The organism is Aliihoeflea sp. 2WW (genome assembly GCF_000497755.1).
In the GTDB taxonomy this organism is placed as follows: domain Bacteria; phylum Pseudomonadota; class Alphaproteobacteria; order Rhizobiales; family Rhizobiaceae; genus Aliihoeflea.
Window position 1 is genome coordinate 37554 of the sequence record NZ_AYOD01000044.1, and the last position, 22207, is coordinate 59760.

Consider the following 22207-nt stretch of genomic DNA (forward strand, 5'->3'; position numbering starts at 1 on the left):
CCCCTCCCTGTTCCGGCCCGCCGGGCGGAGTTTAGACGGATGCGGCCAAGGCGCTAGTGCGATTGTGGCCGCGCGCCGGATTTTGTGAACGCCGCCGCAGCGCGGATCGTGCGATATTCGACTTTAGTCGTGCAAAACCGCATTTCCTTGCGGAACCGGGGCGCAGGCGCGGCGTTGAGGCACATCCCGAACCGGAACCATCACGATGGAAGCGATACGCCAGATTGCCGTTTTCTGTGTCGGGCGGGCCGTGATGTTCGGCGCCCTCGCCATCGGCCTCGTGATGCTGTCCTTCTCGTTCGATCCGGCCTGGGCGTTTCGCGCCGGCGCGATCATGACGCTCTTCATGGCGGCCGTCCTGCTCTTCAAGGCCCAGACCGCAAAGCACAAGCAACCCAGCCGCACGGAAGTCTGGATTTATCTCGACGACCGGATGAAGCCGAAGAACGACCACGCCGTCAGCTATTTCGGCAAGGTCCTGAGCGAGGTCTATGGACGGTTCGCGCAGGTGTCGCTGATGGTGGCCTGCGGCATGTTCGTGGTTTCGCAGACCTTCTTTGCCATCGGCTTCAGTTTCTACTGACCTGCCCTAGGTCCGGTCCGGCCCTTCTTCGGGCGTGCGCAGATCCTTCTCCCAGCCCTCGACGATGTCGAAGAAATTCTGGAAGAAGCGGCGCATGTAGCCGAGCGAACGTTCGAACTCCTCTTCGGACGGCAAGACGCGCGTACCATCATCCGAACCGGCGCGGGCCTGCCGTTCCAGGGCTTCGACCCGGCGCTCCAGATCGTCGATGCGTTCCTCGTAGGCGACGCGCTCGTCGGTCGAGGTACGGCAGACGAGCTGGCCGGACTGTTCCTCGCAGACCGACATCTGGCCGGTCGTGGTGTCCATGCGCACGAAGCCCGTATCGGTGCGCTCCAGCCTGTAGCGCTCCGTCTCCTGCGCGAAGGCCGGAGCGGCGAGCATTCCGCCGAGAACGGCGGCGACGACGAGATGGCGCATTTGCGTTCCTCCTTGGCATCGGCGGCGGCGGCGCTTTTCATCGGCGCGCGCGACCGCTATAGCGCGGACATGACAGGCATCATCTACAAGATCGTCCCGGCGCCAATGTGGCAAGAGGCAGTGGACCGTAGCCGTTTCGACGGCGCGCCGGTCGACCTTGCCGACGGGTTCATCCATTTTTCGACCGGTGCGCAGGTGCGCGAGACGGCGGCGAAGCATTTCTCCGGCCAGGACGGGCTCCTGCTCGTCGCGCTCGACGGCGATGCGCTCGGAGAGGCGCTGCGTTACGAGGTGTCGCGCGGCGGCGCCCTCTTCCCGCATCTCTACGCGCCGCTCGATCCTCGCCTTGCGCTCTGGGTCAAACCCTTGCCCGTCGGTGCAGACGGACGCCACGTCTTTCCGGAGCTGCCGGCATGAACCAGCTTTACCGGACGATCGGCCGCAAGCTTCTGTTCGGCCTCGATGCCGAGCGCGCGCACGGGCTTTCGATCGCGGGGCTGAAGAGCGGCGTGCCGCTTTGCCCGCCGCCGGTCGCCGACGTGTGGCTTCGCGTCGATATAGCCGGGCTCTCCTTCCCCAATCCGCTGGGGATGGCGGCCGGATACGACAAGAATGCCGAAGTGCCGGATGCGCTGTTGAAGCTCGGCTTCGGTTTTGCCGAAGTCGGCACGGTGACGCCGAAGCCGCAGGCTGGCAATCCGAAGCCGCGCATCTTCCGGCTCGTCGAGGACGAGGCGATCGTCAACCGGCTGGGCTTCAACAATGAAGGCCACGCGGCGGCGCTGGCGAAACTGCGCGACCGCAAGGGCGGCGGGATCGTCGGCGTCAATATCGGGGCGAACAAGGACAGCGCGGACCGGGTCGGCGACTATGTGCTCGGGGTCGAGCGCTTTCGTGACGTCGCCTCGTATCTCACCGTCAACATCTCCTCGCCCAACACGCCGGGCCTGCGCGATTTGCAGGCGCGGGCGAGCCTCGAGGAGCTGCTCGGCGCGGTTGCGGCGGCGCGGGGCGACAGGGCGACGCCGATCTTCCTGAAGATCGCGCCGGATCTTGGCGATGCCGATCTGGAAGACATCGCCGAGACGGTCGCGGCCAACGGCATCGACGGGATCATCGTCTCCAACACGACGCTTTCGCGCGACGGGCTGACGAGCCGGCTGGCGCAGGAGAGTGGCGGCGTTTCGGGGCGGCCGCTCTTTGCCCGCTCGACGATCATGCTGGCGCGGATGCGCCGTCTCGTCGGGCCGCATCTGCCGCTGATCGGCGTCGGCGGGGTCGACACGGCCGAGGCGGCGCTGGAGAAGATCCGGGCCGGCGCGGATCTCGTGCAGGTCTATACCGGCATGGTCTATGCCGGGCCGACGCTGCCGGGCGAAATCCTGCGTGGAATGGGTCGGTTCGCGGCCGCGCAGGGGCTCGCGACGCTCAGCGACATTCGCGACAGCCGTACGAACCACTGGGCCGGTCAGACCGTCTGAGCGAAGGTCTGCCGGGCGCGGAGCGGCAGGACAGCGAGAAGGCTGAGACCGCGCGCCAGCAAAAAGACGTGCAGCGCGGCCCACAGGCCGTGATTGCCGAAAAGCGGGCCGAGCGTCCAAAGCGCGGCGACATAGAGCGCCAGCGACAGGAGCATCATGTTGCGCATGTCGCGTGACCATGTCGCGCCGATGAAGACCCCGTCCATCTGGAAGGCGAGAACGGCGGTGACGGCGGTCAGCGCCGCCCAGGGAAGGTAGGTCGCAGCGACGTCGCGAACCTGCGGCGCCGTGGTGACGAGCGCGATCAGATGATCGCCGAAGACCAGCACCAGAAGCGTCATGATGCCCGCCAGCGCAAAACCCCAGATCGCCGTCAGCCTGACCGCACGATCGAAGGCCGGACGCCAGCGCGCCCCCACGGCGCGGCCGGCAAGCTGCTCGGCGGCAGTTGCGAAGCCGTCGAGGAAGTAGCTCGCGACGAGGAAGAAGTTCATCAGGACGGCATTGGCCGCGAGCGTCACCGTGCCGAGCTGCGCGCCCTGCCGCGCCAGAAGCGCGAAGGCGGCGAGAAGGGCGAAGGAGCGGATCATGATGTCGCGGTTGAGCGTCAGCATCGCCTTCAGCCTGGCCATGTCGCGCAGGGCGCCGGGACGCATGGGGCCGCGCCGGCCGAAGCGCGTCGTAAGGACGGCGATGCCGACGGCAAATCCGATCGCCTCGCCCATGACCGTGCCCCAGGCGACGCCTTCGAGCCCCCAGCCGAGCCAGAGGCCGAGCCACAGCGACAGGGCGATGTTGGTGAGGTTGATGGCGAATTGCAGCGCGAGGCCGACGCCCCCCTCGCCGCGGCCGAGCACGTAGCCGAGGATCGCGTAGTTGCCGAGCGCGAGCGGCGCGCACCACAGGCGGATCAGCACATAGGTCTGCAGCGCCTCGGTGACGCGCGGTTCGCCGGCGATGAACCAGGCGCCGAGCGCGGCGATGAGCGGTCCGAGCAGGATCAGCGCGGTGCCGATCAAGAGCGCGAGGATCAGCGCGCGCCAGAAGATCGCCTGCTCCTCGGCACGGTCGCGGCTGCCATAGGCCTGACTGACGAGGCCGGTGGTGCCCGAGCGCAGGAAATTGAAAGTTGCGAAGACGACGTCGAAGACGATCGCGCCGGCGGCAAGGCCGCCGAGAAGCGCCGCGTCGCCAAGCTGGCCGACGATTGCCGTGTCGGCGATGCCGATCAGCGGCGTCGTCAGATAGGCGAGCGTCATCGGAACGGCGATCCGCAGGACCATTTTGTTCGTAACGGTAAAGTGCCGCTCCGAATTGTCCGTCCGTTCGTCCAAGGCGGTTATCCTCAACAGTTGATGCGGCGATTCGCCCGCCTTTGCCGATATCGAACAAAGCCTATCTGATCTCGCGATGAAACTGCCGATCGTCCACCACCCCGACTACGATGCCCGATTTCCGGCCGACCATCGGTTTCCGATGAGCAAATATGCGCGGCTGATCGAGGTGCTGCGGGAGCGGGGCGTGGCGGGGCCGGACAACGAGCATATGCCCGACGAGCCCGACTTCGACACGCTCGCACGGGCACATGCCGCCGATTATGTGCGGCAGGTGCTGGACTGCGCCGTTCCGCCCGCGATCGAAAAGGAAATCGGCTTTCCGGTCAGAGAACGCGTTTCGCGCCGCGCCCAGCTTGCGAGCGCCGGGACCGTCATGGCAGCGCGGCTGGCGCTCGATCATGGCATCGCGTGCAACGCGGCCGGCGGCAGCCACCATGCGCGGCACGCGCAGGGCGCGGGGTTCTGCACGTTCAACGACGTCGCAGTCGCGGCCAACACGCTGCTCGCCGAAGGGACGGTCAAGCGCGCGCTGGTGGTCGATCTCGACGTGCATCAGGGCGACGGGACGGCGGAAATCCTGATGGGCGAGACGAGGGTCTTCACCTTCTCCATGCACGCGGCGAAGAACTACCCGGTTCGCAAGGCGGTGTCCGATCTCGACATGGCGCTCGACGACGGCCTGGAGGACGAGGCGTATCTCGGCCGGTTGACGGCGATCCTGCCGATGCTGAGCGAATATTCGCGGCCGCAGATCGTCTTCTACAATGCCGGCGTCGACCCGCATCGCGACGACAAGCTCGGGCGCCTGGCGCTTTCCGACGACGGGCTTCGCGCCCGCGACCGCGCCGTGATCGGCCATTTCCGCGAGCGTGGCATACCGGTCTGCGGCGTCATCGGGGGCGGCTATTCGAACGACATCGACGCGCTGGCGGCGCGCCATGCGATCCTTTTCGAGACCGCGGCCGAATTCTGCTGATCAACCTCGCCGGTAGCTGAGGAGCCGGATGATGAAGAAGGCGGGGACGACGATGATGGCGCCGACGAGGAAATAGTCGATGAAGCGGCCGAATGCGTCGAAGCCCATATAGTAGGCGTTCACGACGAGGTCGCGCGCGCCGTAGATGACGTCATAGGGCGACCAGCCCATCACGCTCATGACGATGCCGACGAGGAACGAAATCACGATCAGCTTGACCAGAACCCGCAAGGGGCTGTCGCCGAGAAAGCGGTTCACTGCCGACATGTCGCGTCTCCGTTGTGCGAGGCCGCACATACGCATTCGAGACGGACGCTTCAAGTCGGCTGGAGCGGGTGAAGGGAATCGAACCCTCGTATTCAGCTTGGGAAGCTGCTGCTCTACCATTGAGCTACACCCGCGACGCGCTCATTAATCGGCGAGGCCAAGGTTGGCGTCAAGCGCATTTGTCCGGATCGACAGTTGACGCGAGGGCCGTCCTCGGCGACTGGTGCGGCGAATTTCCTCCATCCAGGACGCCCGACGTGACACGCTTGCAGACGCTGATCGAATCGCGCCGCTTCGAACTCTTCATCACCATTCTCATCATCGTCAACGCGATCACGCTCGGGCTGGAGACGTCGCAGTCGATCATGTCGCGGTTCGGGCCGCTGCTTCTGGTGGTCGACCGTGTGGTCCTGTTCGTTTTCGTCGCCGAACTGGCGGCGCGGGCGCTCGTCTATCGCAGCCGCTTCTTCAACGATCCGTGGCGCGTCTTCGACCTCGTCGTCGTCGGCATCGCGCTGATGCCGGCGACGGGCAATCTTTCGGTGCTGCGCGCGCTGCGCATCCTGCGGGTGCTGCGCATCGTCAGCGTGGTGCCGTCGCTGCGCCGGGTCGTCGGCGGGCTCGTCGCGGCCCTGCCCGGCATGGGCTCGATCGTGCTTCTGCTCGCGCTGGTCTTCTACGTCTTCTCGGTGATGGCGACGAAGCTCTTTGCCGCGTCGTTCCCCGAATGGTTCGGAAACATCGGCGAAAGCGCCTATACGCTGTTCCAGATCATGACGCTGGAAAGCTGGTCGATGGGGATCGTGCGGCCGGTGATGGAGGTCTATCCCTGGTCGTGGCTCTATTTCATCCCGTTCATCGTCACGACGTCCTTTGCCGTGCTCAACCTCTTCATCGGTATCATCGTGTCGGCCATGCAGGAGGAGCACGAGTCGACCGCGTCGGAAGAGCGCTCGCAGATGAAGGACGAGCAGGACATGATCCTGCAGGAGGTGCGGGCGCTGCGTCAGGAAATCCGGGCGCTCAGGGCTGACGGAAATGCTTCGACAGTTTCAGGCCCTGCGCCTGGTAGTTCGACTTGAGGTCGGTGCCGTAGAGCGCCTTCGGGCGCTCCAGCATGTGCTCGTAGACGAGACGGCCGACGGTCTGGCCGTGTTCGAGGATGAAGGGCACTTCGTGGCTGCGCACTTCGAGCACCGCGCGGCTGCCGGTTCCGCCGGCGGCCGAATGGCCGAAGCCGGGATCGAAGAAGCCGGCATAGTGGACGCGGAACTCGCCGACCAGCGGATCGAAGGGCGTCATCTCGGCAGCATGGTCCGGCGGGACGTGTACGGCTTCGCGGCTGACGAGGATGTAGAACTCGTCGGGGTCGAGGATCAGTTCCTTCTGGCCGCGATCGTGGAGCGGTTCCCAGAAGTCGAGCACGTCCTGCGCGGCGCGCTTGTCGACGTCGACGACGGCGGAATGGTGCTTGCCGCGGTAGCCGATCAGGCCACTCGCATCGCCGGTCAGGTCGATCGAGAGCGCGATGCCGCCGCCGGAAATGTTGGGATTGGTCGACGCGACAAGCGTTTCGGCCTGGTGGAGTGCGTGGAGCGCGGTTTCGTCGAGCAGCGCGTTGCCGATCCGGAAGCGGATCTGCGACAGGCGCGAGCCGGTGCGGACCACGATCGGGAAGGTGCGCGGGCTGATCTCGAGATAGAGCTGCCCTTCGTAGCCGGCCGGGATCTTGTCGAACTCGGCGCCGAAATCCGTCATCACGCGGGTGAAGATGTCGAGGCGACCGGTCGAGCTTTTCGGGTTCGCCGAGGCGGCGATGTTGGCCGGCAGTTTCAGCTTCTCCAAGATCGGCACGATGTAGACGCAGCCCGTCTCCAGGACGGCGCCGGCCTCGAGGTCGAATTCGTGCAGCTTGAAGCGTTCGAGCTTGTCGGCGACGCGCTTGCCCGGCCCCGGCAGGAAGCTGGCGCGGACGCGGTAGGCGCGCTTGCCGAGGCGAAGGTCGAGACTGGCGGGCTGGATCTGGTCGGCGTCGAGAGCTCTGTCGCAGGACAGAGCGCCGCTGGCGAACAGTTCGCCGATCTGCCGGTCCGGCAATATTCCCGTCTGACGCACCCTGCTCACCCCTCTCGATTGGCGGGGAGGTTTAAACAGGACACGAATTGACGCAAGGCGAGAAAGCCGGTAGACGGCGCTTTATCCCGTGGTGATTTGCCGGTCGGCTTGCAGCCACGTAAAACAAGTCGCTAAAGGACCGTGGGCCGCAAGGCTGTATGGACCGGCGCGACTTTTCGCGGCCGGTTTTTTTGTGTCTGGATGATGCCGATGTCGAACGAGAAGAACTGGAAGCCCGCCACCCAACTCGTCCATGGCGCGACCGTGCGCTCGCAGTTCGGCGAGACGTCGGAGGCGATGTATCTGACGCAGGGCTTCGTCTACGACAGTTCGGAATCGGCCGAAGCACGCTTCAAGGGGGACGAGCCGGGCTTCATCTATTCGCGCTACGCCAACCCGACGGTCGATGTGTTCGAAAAGCGCATGTGCGCGCTCGAAGGCGCCGAGGATGCACGGGCGACCGCATCGGGCATGGCGGCGATCTCGGCCGCGCTTCTCTGCTCGGTGAAAGCGGGCGACCATGTGGTCGCAGCGCGCGCGCTGTTCGGCTCCTGCCGCTGGGTCGTCGAGACGCTAATGCCGAAATACGGCATCGAGTCGACGCTCGTCGACGGCCGCGACATGGCGCAGTGGGAGGCGGCGGTGCGGCCGAACACCAAGCTGTTCTTTCTCGAAAGCCCAACCAATCCGACGCTCGAAGTCGTCGACATCGCAGCGGTTGCGAAGATCGCCAACGGCATCGGCGCGCGGGTCGTCGTCGACAACGTCTTCGCGACGCCGCTGCAGCAAAAGCCGCTCGAACTCGGCGCCCATGTCGTCGTCTATTCGGCGACGAAGCATATCGACGGCCAGGGCCGGTGCCTCGGCGGCATCATCCTGTCCGACAAGCAGTGGATCGACGAGAATTTGCACGACTATTTCCGCCACACCGGACCGTCGCTGTCGCCGTTCAATGCCTGGACGCTGCTCAAGGGGCTGGAGACGCTGCCGATCCGGGTGAAGCAGCAGACGGAGAGTGCGGCGCGGATCGCGGGGCATCTCGCCTGCCACCCGAAGGTTTCGCGCGTCATCTATCCCGGTCGCAACGATCATCCGCAGGCCGACATCATCGCGCGCCAGATGACGGGCGGTTCGACGCTCGTCTGCTTCGAGACGAGAGGCGGCAAGGCCGGTGCGTTCGGCTTCCAGAATGCGCTCGACATCGTCAGGATTTCCAACAATCTGGGCGATGCCAAGAGCCTGATCACGCATCCGGCGACGACGACCCACAAGAACCTGACGGAAGAGGCGCGCATGGAGCTTGGCATCACGCCCGGCACGGTGCGGCTTTCGGTCGGGCTCGAGGACGCCGACGATCTGATCGCCGATCTCGACCGGGCGCTGGAGACGGTCTAGGCGCGACGAGCGGCTAGGTGATGTAGCCGAGGCGGATGGCCTCGGCGACGGCCTGCACGCGATTGACGGCGCCCAGCTTGGTCTTGGCGCTGAGCAGGTGCTTTTCGGACGTGTGTTCGGAAATGCCGAGAATCTGCGAGATTTCCCATTCCGACTTGCCGAGCGCGGCCCACCTTATGCACTCGCGCTCGCGCGCGGTGAGTTCGGGCCGGGTGCGCTGCACCCTAGCGATCTCCGACAATTGCAGCGCCCGCGTCACCGCATGGGTCGCCGCCAGTTGGAGCGTGCCGATCTCGAACGGATCGATGTCCAGCATCTCGCCCGACAGCGAGACGAAGACGACCACGCCTTCGAGCGTGATGATCGGGAGGACGAGCCCTTCCTTGATCTTGAATTCGCTTGCCTCGTCGAACATCAGGCGTGCGCGGGGAGACAGGCCGGGCAGCGCGCCGGCCCCTTTCCAGGGAACGGGACGCGGCCCATTTCGAATGATGTCGACCAGCGGATCGCATTCGAGATAGTCTTCGCCCACATAGTGATCCAGCCATTCCTCGGGCCAGCTATGCATCAGCACGTGGGCCTTCTGGTCCTCCGGGCTGAGACCGTCATCGGGCAGCGTGCCGACGAGCACCCGGTCGAGACCATAGAGCGAGGTCAGCGACAGGAACTTGTTTCGAACGGTGTCGATGGCATGGGCGGATTGCAGGTCGGATGCGAATTGAAGCGTCTCGTCGAAGGAGCGCACGGCCGATGCCCTTTTGTATCCGGTGTGAAACGATAGTATGGGCTCAAACTGATGTCACGCAACAACTTTCACTTGTGCGCGGCGCCATTTACAGCGGTCATGATGGTGGGTTCTTTTTTCCGTCATGTCCGGCACCTAAACTTGAGCGAACTGATTCTGGAGCAATGACATGTCGTCAGGTCACATCGTCCGCGCCTATGACGAGGATCTGGCCAGGCTCGGCGCACGCATCGCGGCGATGGGCGGCCAGGCCGAGCGGCTGGTCGAACAGTCGGTCGCCGCGCTCGTCAACGCCGACCTGACGCTTGCGCGGCATGTCGTCGAGGCGGACAAGGCCCTCGACGAGGCACATCGGGAGATCGACGAAAAGGCCGTCGCGCTGATCGCGCGGCGCCAGCCGATGGCCGGCGATCTTCGCGAAATCCTGAGCGCGATCCGCATCGCGGCCGATCTCGAACGCGTCGGCGACATGGGCAAGAACATCGGCAAGCGCGTCGGCGCCGTTGCCGAGACGCGCCAGCCGCCCCGTCTCTTCCGTGGGCTCGAAGCGCTTTCCGACCTTGCCCTGACGCAACTCAAGGATGTGCTCGACCTTTATGCGACGCGATCGGTCGAGCGCGTGCCGTTCATCCGCGACCGCGACGAGCAGATCGACGCGATGTACACCTCGCTGTTTCGCGAGCTCCTGACCTACATGATGGAAGATCCGCGCAACATCACCGCCTGCACGCATCTCCTGTTCTGCGCCAAGAACATCGAGCGGATCGGCGACCACGCGACCAACATCGTCGAGACGGTCTATTTCATCGTCACGGGCGAGCAATTGCCGCCGGAGCGTCCCAAGGAGGACGAGAGCCATCGCGTGGTGATGGACGCCGCGCGGTTCGCGGCGCAGTAGGCTTACCCGCGACGGCGGCGCTCCGCGACCGGCTGGTAGGCGACGCGCGAGTGATAGGCACAATAAGGACCGCAATCGCCGACATCGTTGCCGCAGAACGAGAATTCCTCGGCCAGCGGATCGCCATTCGGCCATTTGCAGGTGCGTTCCGACAGTTCGATCAGCTTGAGATTGCGCGACAGCGGCACGACGACGCTGGACAGGCGCGGCGCGGGCGCGGCTTCCGGCTGTGCATCGAAGCGGGCCTGAAGAGCGGTCGCGCCGATCGTGGTCGTCATCGGGCGGCTCGGGCGCGGCGCCTTGGGAGCCGACGGGGCGGATTTCTTGGGACGCGGCGTTGCCGAGGAGGCCCGACCCCGGCCGGACAGCTTCAGGCGGTGGACCTTGCCGATGACGGCGTTGCGGCTGACGCCACCGAGCTGGGTTGCGATCTGGCTGGCGCTCAGGCCTTCGGCCCAAAGCTTCTTGAGAAGTTCCACCCGCTCGTCGGTCCAGTTCATGGCGACACGCTCCTAAGTGAGGTGCGGAATCCGAATCCTTTCCCGCCCGGCAACTGCCGAGTGGGCACCGCGTTGAGCTTGGTGATTAGATCCGCCGCACGAAATCTAGTTCTTTACTGGCCCGAAACTACAATATGCGCCGACTCGGTGACAAGAGTCGGCCGGACACACCGATTCTGTTTTTTCGGTTTTCCCCAACTTGGGCGCTTCGTCTGTCGCCGATCTGTCGCATTGCCCCGGCGCATGACGCTGCGTTGCAAAGAATTGACAGCGCGCCCGCGAACGCTGATAAAGACGGGCAGAAGCCGCCCTCGAGGCGGATTTTTTGTTTTTGATCGCGTCCCCCGGATGGAGTGAGGCCATGGGCGGTTCGGCCCTTTTCGAAACCTACAACCGCGCGCCCTTGCGTTTCGAACGTGGCGAAGGCGTCTGGCTCTATACGGAAAGCGGCGAGCGCTATCTGGATTTCGCGGCCGGCATCGCGGTCAATTCGCTCGGCCATTCGCATCCGCATCTCGTCGAGACGCTGAAGACGCAGGCCGAAAAGCTGTGGCACGTCTCCAATCTCTATGAGGTTCCCGAACAGACGCGCCTTGCCGAGCGCCTGACCGACGCGACCTTCGCCGACAAGGTGTTCTTCGCCAATTCCGGCGCCGAGGCGCTCGAATGCGCGATCAAGACGGCGCGCCGCTACCACTACGCCAAGGGCAATCCAGAGCGCTACCGCATAATCACCTTCGAGGGCGCCTTTCACGGCCGCACGCTGGCGACGATCGCGGCCGGCGGCCAGCCGAAATATCTCGAAGGCTTCGGCCCGAAGGTGCAGGGCTTCGACCAGGTTCCGTTCGGCGACCTCGAAGCTCTCGAAAAGGCGATCACCGAGGAAACGGCGGCGATCCTGATCGAGCCGGTGCAGGGCGAAGGCGGCATCCGTCCGATCGAAGCCGACATGCTCGCGCGCCTGCGCGGCTTTTGTGAAAAGCACGGCCTGCTCCTGATCTATGACGAGGTCCAGTGCGGCATCGGACGCACCGGCAAGCTGTTCGCCTATCAGTGGTCGGGCGTCGCGCCCGACATCATGGCGATCGCCAAGGGCATCGGCGGCGGCTTTCCGATGGCCGCGTGCCTGGCCAGCGACGAGGCCGCATCCGGCATCGTGCCGGGCGTCCACGGCACCACCTTCGGCGGCAACCCGCTCGCCATGGCGGTTGGCAATGCCGTCCTCGACGTCGTCCTCGAAGAGGGCTTCCTCGACGAGGTCAAGCGCAAGTCCCTGCTCCTGAAGCAGTCGCTCGCCTCGGTCGTCGACGAGTTCCCGGAGGTCTTCGAGAGCGTGCGCGGGTCGGGGCTGATGCTCGGCCTCAAATGCCGGATGCCCAATGGCGAAGTGAACCTCGCCTTCAGGCGGCACAATTTCCTGGCGGTGCCTGCCGGCGACAACGTCGTCCGCCTGCTGCCGCCGCTCAACGTCACCGACGAGGAAATCCGCATCGCCGTCGAAGCGATCCGCGACGCCGCATCGGACCTCGCGCTGCCCGCGCGCAAGGCCGGCTCGGCCGCCTGAGAAACGAGATCATGGCTTCAGCATTCCGGCATTTCACCGACCTTTCCGCCATCGCATCGGGCGAGCTGCGCGCCATCCTGGACGACGCGCGCGCGCGCAAGACGCGCCTCAAGGCGGGCGGGCGCGAGCGTCCGCTGGAAGGCAAGGTGCTGGCGATGATCTTCGACAAGCCGTCGACCCGCACGCGCGTCTCCTTCGACGTCGGCATGCGCCAGCTCGGCGGCGAGACCCTGATGCTGACGGGCACGGAAATGCAGCTCGGCCGGTCCGAGACGATCGCCGACACGGCGCGCGTCTTGTCGCGTTATGTCGATGCCATCATGATGCGCACGACCGAGCATGACCGCCTGCTGGAAATGACCGAGCACGCGACGATCCCGGTCATCAACGGCCTGACCGACGACACGCATCCGTGCCAGATCATGGCCGATCTGATGACCTTCGAGGAACATCGGGGGCCGGTCGAGGACAAGCTCTTCGCCTGGACGGGCGACGGCAACAACGTGCTGCACTCTTTGGCCGAAGCGTCCGCACGCTTCAATTTCCGGCTCAACATCGCCGTTCCGGCGGGCAGCGAGCCGGACGCGAAATTCGTCGACTGGTCGAGGGCCAATGGCGGGCGCATCGAATTCCACGACAGCGCCGACCGAGCGGTTGCGGGCGCCGATTGCGTCGTCACCGACACCTGGGTCTCGATGAATCAGGAGCATCGCGCGCGCGGCCACAACGTCTTCCAGCCCTATCAGGTCAATGCCGAATTGATGGCCGGCGCGAAGCCCGATGCCCTCTTCATGCACTGCCTGCCCGCCCATCGCGGCGAGGAGGTGACGGACGAGGTCATCGACGGACCGAATTCGGTCGTCTTCGACGAGGCGGAGAACCGGCTGCATGCCCAGAAGGCCGTGCTTGCGTGGTGCTTCGGCGCTTGATTGAACGCGGCGCGGCACCTATCTGCCGGGCACAGTTGATAGATCTGGCTTGGCCAGCGGGCGCGGCGCGGCGATAATCGCGCTTCCCCGAGGATAGGAATGTTCCCGTGACTGCACCGCATGCAAAGCTCGGCGATTTCGGTTTCGCCGGTGACGACACCGTCGTTCCGTTTCAGGTCGGCCCGCTCGATGCGCGCGGCCGCGTCGTCCAGCTCGGCCCGATCCTCGACGCGATCCTCGGCCGGCACGACTATCCCGAGCCCGTCGCGCGGCTGCTCGCCGAGGCGATGACGCTGACGGTGCTGCTCGGCACCTCGCTCAAATTCGACGGCAAGTTCATTCTCCAGACCCGCTCCGACGGGCCGGTGGACATGCTCGTCGCCGACTTCACCACGCCCGGCTCACTGCGCGCCTATGCCAGCTTCGATGCCGAGCGCGTGGCGGAGGCGAGCGCGGCAGGCAAATCTTCGCCCGCCGATCTCCTCGGCAAGGGCGTTCTGGCGCTGACCATCGACCAGGGCCAGCACATGCAGCGCTACCAGGGCATCGTCCAGCTCGACTCGACTTCGCTCGAAGACGCCGCGCGCACCTATTTCCGCCAGTCGGAGCAGATTCCGACCGAGGTTCGGCTGTCGGTCGCGCGCCAGATGATCAAGGGCCAGAACGGCTTCGACGGGCACTGGCGCTCCGGCGGTCTGCTCTCGCAGTTCCTGCCCGAGGCGCCCGAGCGTCTGCGCCTGCCCGATCTTCCGGGCGGCGACGGCGACAATGGCGAGATGCCCGATCCGACCGACGATGCCTGGGCCGAGGTGCAGGCGTTGGTCTCGACCATCGAGGCGGACGAGCTGATCGATCCGACCGTCGGCCCCGAGCGCCTTCTCTACCGGCTCTTCCACGAGCACGGCGTCCACGTCTTCGAAGGCTCGGACGTCATCGACGACTGCTCCTGCTCGCGCGAGAAAATCCGCGGAATTCTCGACGGCTTCACGGAAGAGGAAATCTCCGACAGCATCGAGGACGGGAAGATCAAGGTTTCGTGCGAGTTCTGCTCGACCCATTACGAGTTCGATCCGACCGACTTCGTCACGCGGAATTGAAGATGGCCCAAGGGCTTCTGCCTTCGCTTCTGCTCATTGCGGCTCTGGCGGCTCCGGCCGCCCGGGCCGGCGAAGTGATGATCGATTTTCCCGGGACGGAGGTCGAGGAAACCACCCTCGCCTATCTTTGCGGATCGACCGAAATCGACGTGCGCTACGTCAATGCCGGGCCGGTATCGCTTGCGATTTTCGACTGGGAAGGCGAGCGGATCGTGGCTTCGGCCGGCATTGCCGCTTCCGGTGTGCGCTACGTCGGCGGACGCTATGTGTGGTGGTCGAAGGGCAGCGAGGCGACGCTCTTCGACGAAATGGCCGGCGCAGACGAACCGCCTCTGGCGTCGTGCATCGAGCAGCCTTAGCCACAATTGCGCCACTTTTGTTAACGTGTGACTTAAACCTTCATCAAGCGTGCGGTTGCAGTATGCCCCGGAATTCGGCAAGCGGGGGGCATCGCTACCGGATGAACGATGATCATAAGACTGGCAATAATCTGGCTCCTCGTCGCGGGCTTTGCGGCAGGCTTTGCGGAACTGGTGACGTCCGACACGGTCGGGCGGGCAGACCGCGCGGGTTCGCCTTGCGACGAATGGTCGAATCCGGATTGCTCTGGGCCGACTGCGGGCGCCCCGCTCAACTGATTAGCATTGCGGAAACCATAAGCTGCCAAGGTCGGCCGTGAATCACAGCCGATCGGAATAAGCATGCCCGCATTGTCAGCCGGCCACGAGGAAGAGATTGCAGAGGCCGTCTGCGAGATCGCCGTCCTTCTCGCTCAGGCCATCCACCAGATCGATCCCGAAGCCGCGCAGCGAATGAACTTCGCTGCCGGCAAGGCCTACAACCGGCATCTCGGACGGGACCAGACGCTGGCTGCGGATCTGATGCTGCGGTTCGGGCGCGCGCTCGTCGACCGCTCGCTCTTTCCGGTCGCCGGCGACGGCGAGGATACGCTCAATTGACGGAATGGCGCTCGCCGGGAAGGTCGAGCGAGAAGGCGGGAATGGCGACGTCGAACTCGCGGCCGGCCTCGTCGCGCATCGTATAGTCACCGACCATGAAGCCGGACGAGGTGGCGAGCGGACAGCCCGACGTGTACTGAAAGCTGTCACCGGGTTCCAGTTCCGGCTGTTCGCCGACGACGCCGGCGCCGCGCACTTCCTCGAGCTTTCCGCTGGCATCGGTGATGCGCCAGTGCCGGGAGACGAGCTTGACGGCCTTCGTGCCCCGATTTGCGATCGTGACCCGATAGGCCCAGAAATAGCGGCCAACCTCCGGCTGGGAGCGCTCTTCGAGAAAAAAGGGCTCCACGGTGACCTCGATCCCGCTGGTGGTCGTCCGGTACATCGGCTTGCTCACACTCACTCCTCGAAAAATAACGCATACGGGGACGCTTTGGGTGCGCGGCGCGTGAAAGTTGAAGCGAAAGTGATCATGCGGCCGTCGCGCTTTCACCTATGACCGAACCGAGGAGAGCAATGCAATGCTGGACGGCTGGGCACGAGCAAGGATCGATCCGGCGCTGGACCGCGCCGGCCGCAGCCTTGCGCGAAGCGGCGTCACCGCAAACGCCGTCACCCTGGCAGCTTTCGCGGCCGGGTTCGCAGCCTTCGTCGCCATCGCGCTCGAAGCCTATCTGAGCGGACTTTTCCTGCTACTCCTCAGCCGGATCGGCGACGGCCTCGACGGAGCGGTCGCCCGCCACACGCGCAAGTCGGATTTCGGCGGCTATCTCGACATCGTGCTCGACTTCGCATTCTACGGGCTGGTCCCGCTCGGCTTCGTGCTGGCCGATCCGTCCGCAAATTCCGTTGCCGGCGCCGTTCTGATCCTGTCGTTCTACGTCAATGGCGCAAGCTTCCTCGCCTATGCGGTCATGGCCGAAAAGCGTGGCCTCTCCACCGACGCGAGGGGGGAAAAATCCCTCTTCTTCACCACCGGACTGGCCGAGGCGACCGAGACGATCGCCTTCTTCGTCGCCTTCTGCCTCTTTCCGGAATGGTTCGCGGTGCTTGCGTTCGTTTTCGCTGCGCTGTGCTTTTATACCGCCGTTTCGCGCATCGTCATCGCGGCCCGGACTTTCCGAGAATAGGCATCGGCGCAGTCTTTCGCCGCTAGACCGATACGGGCGATCGATTTCGACTGGACATCATTTGCGGCTAAACCTAACGTTGCACGAAAGTGCAGCTTTCAGGGCGGGACGGGCCTCGATGACGAACTTTGCGGGTTGCCGACAGGACGGCCATGTCCTGCTCGGGGCTGCCTAGGCATGCTCGACGACGCGGCTGAGAGCACCGCCATCGGCGATGTTTCCGGTCCGCGAACGTCTTTGGTGACGGATTGCACTCAAGAGCCGGTGTTGCGGACACCGCCGCCGACCGAAGAACTCGCGCGTGCACTTGGCCTGACGCCCGCTGACCTCGCAACGGCTTCGGCCCGATGCAGGATGAACGGGACGAGCCTCGCGGCGGAACTGATCGCGGCGCAGGTCGTCACCGAAGAGCGCTATTGCCGCGCGCTCGCCACGCTGCTCGGCCTGCCCTTCCTCGAACAGATCGAACCGTCGCTCGTCGTGATGCGCAAGGCGGTGCGGTTCGAGGCGCTGTCGCGCGACGGCGATCTGCCGCCGGTCTTCTACTATTCGCACGAGCGCCCGCTCCTGCTGGTCGCTCCGCTCAACGCCTCCGTCGACGACCTTTTGCGACTGACCCGCGGCAAGCCGGAATTTCGCCACCGCCTGCGCATCGTCGCGCCCACGACCTTGCGCAAGGCGATCCAGGCGCGCAGCCGCGCTTCGCTCATGCGTGCGGCCGTCTCGGGACTTGCCGAAGCCGCGCCCTCGCATTCGGCACGGACCGTGATGACGGGGTATCAGGGCTTCGTGCTCGGGCTGCTCGGCGCAAGTCTTGCCGCACTCGCCATTTTCGACTTCGGCCGGCTGGCGCTGGTCATCCACGCGGCCGGCAGCCTGGCATTCCTTGCCTGCGTCCTGCTGCGCGTCGCGGCGGCGATGGTCGCAAGGCCGCTGAAACTTGCCCGGATCGAGACCGACCCTTGCGCGCCGGTGCCGATCTACTCCGTGCTGGTGGCGTTGCGGCACGAGGCCGACATCGTGCCCGAACTGCTCGTTGCGCTCGGCAAGATCGACTGGCCGCGATCGAGACTGGAGATCAAGCTGATCTGCGAGAGCGACGATGCGGCGACGCGCGCCGCGCTCGCTGCGCATGATCTGCATCCTTGCGTCGAGGTGATCGTGGTGCCAGCCGGCAATCCGCGCACGAAGCCGAAGGCGCTCGCCTACGCCTTGCCGCAATGCAAGGGTGAGTTCGTGGTGCTCTATGATGCGGAGGACCGGCCGCACCCGTTGCAGTTGCGCGAGGCGTGGGATCGGTTCAGCCGCGAGGGCCGCGAGCTTGGCTGCCTGCAGGCGCCGCTCGTCATCTCACGATCACGGCCCCTGCTGCCGCGGCTGTTCGCCCTCGAATATGCGGCGCTCTTTCGCGGGCTTCTGCCCCGGCTGGCGTCGTGGAACGCACTGCTTCCGCTTGGCGGGACGTCCAACCACTTCCGGCGCGAGGCGCTCGACGCCGTGGGCGGCTGGGACCCCTACAATGTCACCGAGGATGCCGACCTGGGCTTGCGGCTGACGCGCTTCGGCTATCGCGTCGACCTCATCACGCGGCCGACCCATGAGACCGCGCCGGCGGATTATGACACGTGGCTGCCGCAACGCACGCGCTGGTTCAAGGGCTGGATGCAGACCTGGCTCGTGCACATGCGGTCGCCGCGCACCCTGAAGCGCGACCTCGGCTTCGGCAATTTCGTGCTCATGCAGGTGCTGTTTGCGGGAATGGTGCTTTCCGCACTGGCGCATGTGTTCTTCGTCATCACCATCATCGCGCTCGGCACGACACTTGCGGTGAAGGGCGCGCTGCCGACCAACCATGCGGCAATCCTGGCGCTCGACATCTTCAACGTCGCCGCCGGCTACGCGGCCTTCCTGCTTCTGGGACGACGCACGCTGTCACCTTCCGAGCGGCCCGGCTTCTGGACGGTGGCGGCCGCGACGCCGCTCTACTGGCTCGCCCTATCGCATGGCGCGTGGCGGGCCGTCTGGCACCTGATCCGCCAGCCCCATCACTGGGAAAAGACGCCGCATCCGCCGAGCCGGATTCTGGTCCGGCGGCAAACCGGCGAGGCGATCACCCCGGCAGAGGCGCTGCGGCTCGATAATCGGCGATGATGCTGGCATCGATCGACTCGATTGCGTCGAGATCGCGGCCATCATAGGCGAGCGCGCGCAGGATGCGCGACATGACGGCCAGTCTGGCACGGCGCTTGTCGTTGGCCCGCACGACGATCCAGGGCGATACCTGGCTGTGCGTGCGTTCCAGCATCGCGTCGCGCGCCGCGGTGTAGTCATCCCAGCGCGACATGCCGGCGACGTCGATGGGCGAAAACTTCCATGTCTTCAGCGGATCGTGACGGCGGTCGTGGAAGCGTTTGAGCTGGGTTTCGTGCGAAATGTTCAGCCAGAACTTGAAAAGGTGGATGCCGTCGTCGACGAGGGTCGCCTCGAAGGTCGGCACCTCGCGGAAGAATTTTTCGGTCTCGGCCGGCGTGCAAAAGCCCATTACCGGCTCCACCACGCCGCGATTGTACCAGGAGCGGTCGAAGGTGACGAATTCGCCGTCGGTGGGGAAATGGGCGACGTAGCGCTGGAAATACCATTGGCCGCGCTCGACCTCGGACGGCTTGGTCAAGGCGACGTTGCGCGCGGTGCGGGGGTTCATGTAGCGGCGGATGACGAAGATCATCCCGCCCTTGCCGGCAGCGTCGCGCCCCTCGAACAGGATCATGACGCGCTCGCTGGATTTCTGAAGCCAGTATTGCAGCTTGACGAGTTCGACCTGCATCTTCTCGAGCGCCGCCTCGTAGTCCTTCTTCGGCATGCGCTCGGCATACGGGAAGGCGTCGGCGGTCAGGTGATGATCGTCGATCCAGTCCGGCAGGTCGGGATCGTCGATGTCGAACACGCGCTCCTTACCGCGAACGTTCAGGCGTATGGGCGCGATCGGATCGCCGGGCAAAAGCGTCGCATTCATCGGATATCCTTTCGATTTTCGGGGTTCATGCTATGTGGGGGCCAGGTTCCGGTCCAGCCGAAGTTGAGCGAGGGGCAAAGGTGGCAAGCGACAGTTCCGCATCGCTTTCGTCGGCCAGACGACTTGGCGCGCGCTGGCGCATGCGCCTGCGCGATCAGGCGGTCGTGGTGTGCGTATCGCTTGGCGCCATCGCGCTGGTGGCAGGCGTCGCGGGACGCCCAATTCTGGGCCTGATCGCCGCGATGGCGGTGTTGGCCGCAGCGATCATGGGGGCCGGCGCGCCGCGCAGGCAGCCCGCGATCTCAGCGTCCCCGCGCCCCCTTGGCAGCGATTCCGAGCACGAAGCGCATCCGAGCGGACTGGAACTGGCGGCCGCGATCGCCGACCCGTTGATCGTCTGCGACGCGAACGGCGTCGTCCTGATCGCCAATGCGGCGGCTTCGCTCGCCTTCGGCCGCATCCAGCCAGGCGAACTCGTCGCACTGCGCTTCCGCAGCCCGGAAATGCACGATCTGATTGAAGCGGCGCTCGCCGGCAGCCATGTCCGGCCCATCGATTATGCCGAGCGCGTTCCGATCAAGCGGAGCTTCAAGGTGAGCGTGACGCGGATCGGCGAGGACGGCCGCTTCGCGCTCCACTTTCGCGATCAGAGCGAAGCCCGGCGGATCGACCGGATGCGGGCCGATTTCATCGCCAATGCCAGCCACGAATTGCGCACGCCGCTCGCCTCGATCTCCGGCTTCATCGAGACGCTGCGCGGCCCGGCGCGCAACGATGCCGAGGCGCGCGAGCGGTTCCTCCAGATCATGCACACCCAGACCGGCCGGATGGCGCGGCTGATCGACGACCTTCTGTCGCTGTCGCGGCTGGAGATGAAGCCGCTCGCCGGCGCGGGGACGGCCGTCGACCTCGTGGCGCTGACGCGGCAGGTCACCGATTCACTCGGCCAGATGATCCGCGATAACGAAATGGAGCTTTCGCTCGACCTGCCGGCACAGCCCGTGCGCGTGCTCGCCAATGCCGACGAGATCGTACAGGTCGTCGAAAACCTGGTCGAGAACGCCTGCAAGTACGGACAGGCCGGCAAGCGGCTCGACATCACGCTGTCGAGCGACGACGAGGAAGCCGCGCTTTCGGTTCGCGATCATGGGCCGGGCATTCCGGCCGAGCATATTCCGCGCGTGACGGAAAGGTTCTACCGCGTCGACGTGGAAACCAGCCGGGTGCAGAAGGGGACGGGCCTTGGTCTTGCCATCGTCAAGCATATCCTGACCCGTCACAAGGGAAGGCTGACGATCCGCTCGACGCCGGGCGACGGCGCGACCTTCACCATGCACCTGCCGCTTGCCAAGGACCAGACCGCCCGATGATGCGCGCTGCCATTCTCTTTCTGCTGCTTGCGGCCCTCCCGATGCAGGCTGCCGCGCAAAGCCCGCAGATTCCCAGCTTCTGGGATGCGCGCGAGCGCATCGAACGCCCGCAGGTGACGGACCTGCCCCGCCTTCGCTTCCTGACGACGGTGGACTTCGCGCCGTTCAACTTCCTCGACGCGAACAACCAGTTGACGGGCTTCAATGTCGATCTCGCGCGCGACATATGCCGGCAATTGTCTCTCGATGCCGTCTGCCAGATCCAGGCGCTGCCCTGGGACGAACTCGTGCCGGCGCTGGAAAACGGGGACGGCGAGGCGATCATCGCCGGTCTCGCGCCGACGGCGCAGTTGCGCGAAGACCTGGCGTTCACGCGACCCTATCTCAAGTTTCCCGCCCGTTTCGTGGCGGCGCGTTCGGCGAACCTTGCCGAGCCCCTTCACCGCTCGGTGGCCGGAAAACGGATCGGCGTCGTGGCCGGCTCGGCGCATGAAGCTCTCCTGCGCGCGCATTTCGCCGATGCCGTACCGGTGCCGTTCTCGCGCGCCGACTGGATGCTGCGCGACCTGAAGGCCGGGCGGATCGATGCCGCCTTTGCGGACGGTTTGCGCATCGCCAACTGGCTTGCCGGAGACGAACCGGAGGATTGCTGCGCCCTTGTCGGCGGGCCCTATCTCGCGCCGGACCATCTCGGCCAGGGGCTGACGATCGCCGTTGCGCGCGACAATGCCGACCTGGCGACCGCCTTCGATTCGGCGCTTCGGGAAATCGACGCCAGCGGACGCTTCGCCGAACTCTACCTGCGCTATTTCCCGGTGAGTTTCTTCTAGTCTTCCACGCGGTGCCGGATCGCTGCGGCGCGCTCGATGGCGGCGGCGGCGAGCGGGTCGATGGAAAAACGCGCCTTGACGATGTCGAGGATGCGATCCTCCTCCTCGCGGATGTCGAGATCGATCGCTGCAACGTCGACGGCCAGCGCATAGGCAGTCTCGCGCAGGCGCGGCGACAGCGCGTCGCGGATCGCCTCCAGAACGTCCGGCAGGCCGCCCTCCGCCGCCAGCGCCTTCTGGCAGGCCTGCGCGACGCGCAGCGTTCCGGCCTGGTCGAACCCGGCGAAGAGAGGGAGCGTGCGCACGATCGCGCCGATGCGCGCGAGTTCCTCGTCGCCCATGTCGCGGTCGGCGGCCGAGGTGATGACCATGATGTAGACCATCGCCTCCTGCGGCGACAATTTGGGCGCGGGCTCGCGGACGCGGTAGGCTTCCTCGGGTTTCGTCTTCGCCATGGTTCTCGCCCTCTTCTGGATTCAGTTTCAAATCTAGGAGCGACGCCGCCGAACCGCAATGCAATCGGCGCGGCCGAGGCCGCCAAAGATTGACGCTCGCCCCTTGCAAGCATAGACCATGCCCGCCCGCTGGCTTGCGGGTT

Annotated in this window: 26 protein-coding genes, 1 tRNA gene and 1 riboswitch; of the genes, 17 read left to right on the forward strand and 10 right to left on the reverse strand. The window is 65.3% G+C overall.

Features of this window, described 5'->3' with window-relative positions:
- The first annotated feature begins 205 nt into the window (after positions 1-205).
- A complete protein-coding gene (locus ALII_RS0117370; protein WP_024588498.1) occupies positions 206-583 on the forward strand; it encodes a hypothetical protein in 378 nt (125 codons plus the stop codon).
- A gap of 6 nt (positions 584-589) precedes the next feature.
- Here the strand turns inward: ALII_RS0117370 and ALII_RS0117375 are convergent, their stop codons facing one another.
- Positions 590-1003 carry a hypothetical protein gene (locus tag ALII_RS0117375; RefSeq protein WP_024588499.1) on the reverse strand — a complete coding sequence of 138 codons (414 nt, stop codon included), beginning with the start codon at positions 1001-1003 and terminating at the stop codon, positions 590-592.
- 69 nt (positions 1004-1072) lie between these two features.
- On the opposite strand from ALII_RS0117375, the gene ALII_RS0117380 reads away from it, so the two are divergent.
- Positions 1073-1420 (forward strand): DUF952 domain-containing protein, encoded by a 348-nt coding sequence (locus ALII_RS0117380; protein WP_024588500.1) that lies wholly within the window; start codon positions 1073-1075, stop codon positions 1418-1420.
- Positions 1417-2484: a quinone-dependent dihydroorotate dehydrogenase gene (locus ALII_RS0117385; RefSeq protein ID WP_024588501.1), complete on the forward strand. Its 1068-nt coding sequence runs from the start codon at positions 1417-1419 to the stop codon at positions 2482-2484. Before ALII_RS0117380 ends, ALII_RS0117385 begins: the two co-directional genes overlap by 4 nt.
- Here ALII_RS0117385 and ALII_RS0117390 read toward each other — a convergent pair.
- Positions 2472-3767 (reverse strand): MATE family efflux transporter, encoded by a 1296-nt coding sequence (locus ALII_RS0117390; protein WP_152529668.1) that lies wholly within the window; start codon positions 3765-3767, stop codon positions 2472-2474. The two genes, ALII_RS0117385 and ALII_RS0117390, sit on opposite strands and share 13 nt — an antisense overlap.
- Positions 3768-3894: 127 nt before the next feature.
- On the opposite strand from ALII_RS0117390, the gene ALII_RS0117395 reads away from it, so the two are divergent.
- Positions 3895-4797 (forward strand): histone deacetylase, encoded by a 903-nt coding sequence (locus ALII_RS0117395; RefSeq protein ID WP_024588503.1) that lies wholly within the window; start codon positions 3895-3897, stop codon positions 4795-4797.
- On the opposite strand, the gene ALII_RS0117400 is transcribed toward ALII_RS0117395, so the two are convergent.
- Positions 4798-5064: a DUF6460 domain-containing protein gene (locus tag ALII_RS0117400; protein ID WP_024588504.1), complete on the reverse strand. Its 267-nt coding sequence runs from the start codon at positions 5062-5064 to the stop codon at positions 4798-4800.
- Between the two features lie 60 nt (positions 5065-5124).
- Positions 5125-5198: transfer RNA gene (locus ALII_RS0117405), tRNA-Gly, on the reverse strand.
- A gap of 123 nt (positions 5199-5321) precedes the next feature.
- Between ALII_RS0117405 and ALII_RS0117410 the strand changes: the two genes are divergently transcribed.
- Positions 5322-6146, forward strand: a complete 825-nt coding sequence (locus tag ALII_RS0117410) for an ion transporter (RefSeq protein ID WP_024588505.1) — start codon at positions 5322-5324, stop codon at positions 6144-6146.
- Here ALII_RS0117410 and ALII_RS0117415 read toward each other — a convergent pair.
- Positions 6088-7179, reverse strand: coding sequence for a 2'-deoxycytidine 5'-triphosphate deaminase (locus ALII_RS0117415; protein ID WP_029660672.1), 1092 nt, complete (start codon positions 7177-7179; stop codon positions 6088-6090). The genes ALII_RS0117410 and ALII_RS0117415 overlap by 59 nt on opposite strands.
- Before the next feature lie 78 nt (positions 7180-7257).
- Positions 7258-7334, forward strand: a riboswitch (SAM riboswitch).
- Positions 7335-7389: 55 nt separating this feature from the next.
- On the opposite strand from ALII_RS0117415, the gene ALII_RS0117420 reads away from it, so the two are divergent.
- The gene (locus ALII_RS0117420; RefSeq protein WP_024588507.1) at positions 7390-8574 is read left to right on the forward strand and encodes an O-succinylhomoserine sulfhydrylase; all 1185 of its coding nucleotides are present in this window, start codon (positions 7390-7392) and stop codon (positions 8572-8574) included.
- 13 nt (positions 8575-8587) lie between these two features.
- Here the strand turns inward: ALII_RS0117420 and ALII_RS0117425 are convergent, their stop codons facing one another.
- Positions 8588-9319: a LuxR family transcriptional regulator gene (locus ALII_RS0117425; RefSeq protein WP_024588508.1), complete on the reverse strand. Its 732-nt coding sequence runs from the start codon at positions 9317-9319 to the stop codon at positions 8588-8590.
- Between the two features lie 169 nt (positions 9320-9488).
- Here ALII_RS0117425 and phoU point away from each other — a divergent pair, with 169 nt between their 5' ends.
- On the forward strand, positions 9489-10217 hold the full coding sequence (gene phoU / locus ALII_RS0117430) for a phosphate signaling complex protein PhoU (protein ID WP_024588509.1): 729 nt from the start codon (positions 9489-9491) through the stop codon (positions 10215-10217).
- Between the two features lie 2 nt (positions 10218-10219).
- Here the strand turns inward: phoU and ALII_RS0117435 are convergent, their stop codons facing one another.
- Positions 10220-10717: a GcrA family cell cycle regulator gene (locus ALII_RS0117435; protein ID WP_024588510.1), complete on the reverse strand. Its 498-nt coding sequence runs from the start codon at positions 10715-10717 to the stop codon at positions 10220-10222.
- 361 nt (positions 10718-11078) lie between these two features.
- On the opposite strand from ALII_RS0117435, the gene ALII_RS0117440 reads away from it, so the two are divergent.
- From ALII_RS0117440 to ALII_RS0117460, 6 genes are all read left to right on the forward strand, one after another.
- Positions 11079-12281: an aspartate aminotransferase family protein gene (locus tag ALII_RS0117440; protein ID WP_024588511.1), complete on the forward strand. Its 1203-nt coding sequence runs from the start codon at positions 11079-11081 to the stop codon at positions 12279-12281.
- Positions 12282-12292: 11 nt separating this feature from the next.
- Positions 12293-13210, forward strand: a complete 918-nt coding sequence (argF, locus tag ALII_RS0117445; protein WP_024588512.1) for an ornithine carbamoyltransferase — start codon at positions 12293-12295, stop codon at positions 13208-13210.
- 107 nt (positions 13211-13317) lie between these two features.
- Entirely contained in the window at positions 13318-14307 is a 990-nt protein-coding gene (locus tag ALII_RS0117450) for an Hsp33 family molecular chaperone (protein WP_024588513.1), read from the forward strand.
- A 2-nt stretch (positions 14308-14309) separates the two neighbouring features.
- A complete protein-coding gene (locus ALII_RS0117455) occupies positions 14310-14666 on the forward strand; it encodes an MliC family protein (RefSeq protein ID WP_035450123.1) in 357 nt (118 codons plus the stop codon).
- Between the two features lie 108 nt (positions 14667-14774).
- Positions 14775-14945 carry a hypothetical protein gene (locus ALII_RS22740; protein ID WP_161632278.1) on the forward strand — a complete coding sequence of 57 codons (171 nt, stop codon included), beginning with the start codon at positions 14775-14777 and terminating at the stop codon, positions 14943-14945.
- 63 nt (positions 14946-15008) lie between these two features.
- Positions 15009-15266, forward strand: a complete 258-nt coding sequence (locus ALII_RS0117460) for a hypothetical protein (protein ID WP_035450124.1) — start codon at positions 15009-15011, stop codon at positions 15264-15266.
- On the opposite strand, the gene apaG is transcribed toward ALII_RS0117460, so the two are convergent.
- Positions 15259-15651 (reverse strand): Co2+/Mg2+ efflux protein ApaG, encoded by a 393-nt coding sequence (apaG, locus tag ALII_RS0117465; RefSeq protein ID WP_024588516.1) that lies wholly within the window; start codon positions 15649-15651, stop codon positions 15259-15261. The genes ALII_RS0117460 and apaG overlap by 8 nt on opposite strands.
- 136 nt (positions 15652-15787) lie before the next feature.
- On the opposite strand from apaG, the gene ALII_RS0117470 reads away from it, so the two are divergent.
- Together ALII_RS0117470 and ALII_RS0117475 are read left to right on the forward strand one after the other, a co-directional pair.
- Positions 15788-16396 (forward strand): CDP-alcohol phosphatidyltransferase family protein, encoded by a 609-nt coding sequence (locus ALII_RS0117470; protein ID WP_024588517.1) that lies wholly within the window; start codon positions 15788-15790, stop codon positions 16394-16396.
- A gap of 354 nt (positions 16397-16750) precedes the next feature.
- Complete coding sequence (locus tag ALII_RS0117475) at positions 16751-18547, forward strand: glycosyltransferase family 2 protein (RefSeq protein ID WP_024588518.1); 1797 nt, start codon at positions 16751-16753, stop codon at positions 18545-18547.
- On the opposite strand, the gene ppk2 is transcribed toward ALII_RS0117475, so the two are convergent.
- Positions 18507-19409 carry a polyphosphate kinase 2 gene (gene ppk2, locus ALII_RS0117480; RefSeq protein WP_024588519.1) on the reverse strand — a complete coding sequence of 301 codons (903 nt, stop codon included), beginning with the start codon at positions 19407-19409 and terminating at the stop codon, positions 18507-18509. The two genes, ALII_RS0117475 and ppk2, sit on opposite strands and share 41 nt — an antisense overlap.
- A gap of 80 nt (positions 19410-19489) precedes the next feature.
- Between ppk2 and ALII_RS0117485 the strand changes: the two genes are divergently transcribed.
- Positions 19490-20779, forward strand: coding sequence for an ATP-binding protein (locus tag ALII_RS0117485; protein WP_024588520.1), 1290 nt, complete (start codon positions 19490-19492; stop codon positions 20777-20779).
- Positions 20776-21609 carry a transporter substrate-binding domain-containing protein gene (locus ALII_RS0117490; RefSeq protein ID WP_024588521.1) on the forward strand — a complete coding sequence of 278 codons (834 nt, stop codon included), beginning with the start codon at positions 20776-20778 and terminating at the stop codon, positions 21607-21609. Before ALII_RS0117485 ends, ALII_RS0117490 begins: the two co-directional genes overlap by 4 nt.
- Here the strand turns inward: ALII_RS0117490 and ALII_RS0117495 are convergent.
- Positions 21606-22064 (reverse strand): tellurite resistance TerB family protein, encoded by a 459-nt coding sequence (locus ALII_RS0117495; RefSeq protein WP_024588522.1) that lies wholly within the window; start codon positions 22062-22064, stop codon positions 21606-21608. The two genes, ALII_RS0117490 and ALII_RS0117495, sit on opposite strands and share 4 nt — an antisense overlap.
- Positions 22065-22207 lie beyond the last annotated feature (143 nt).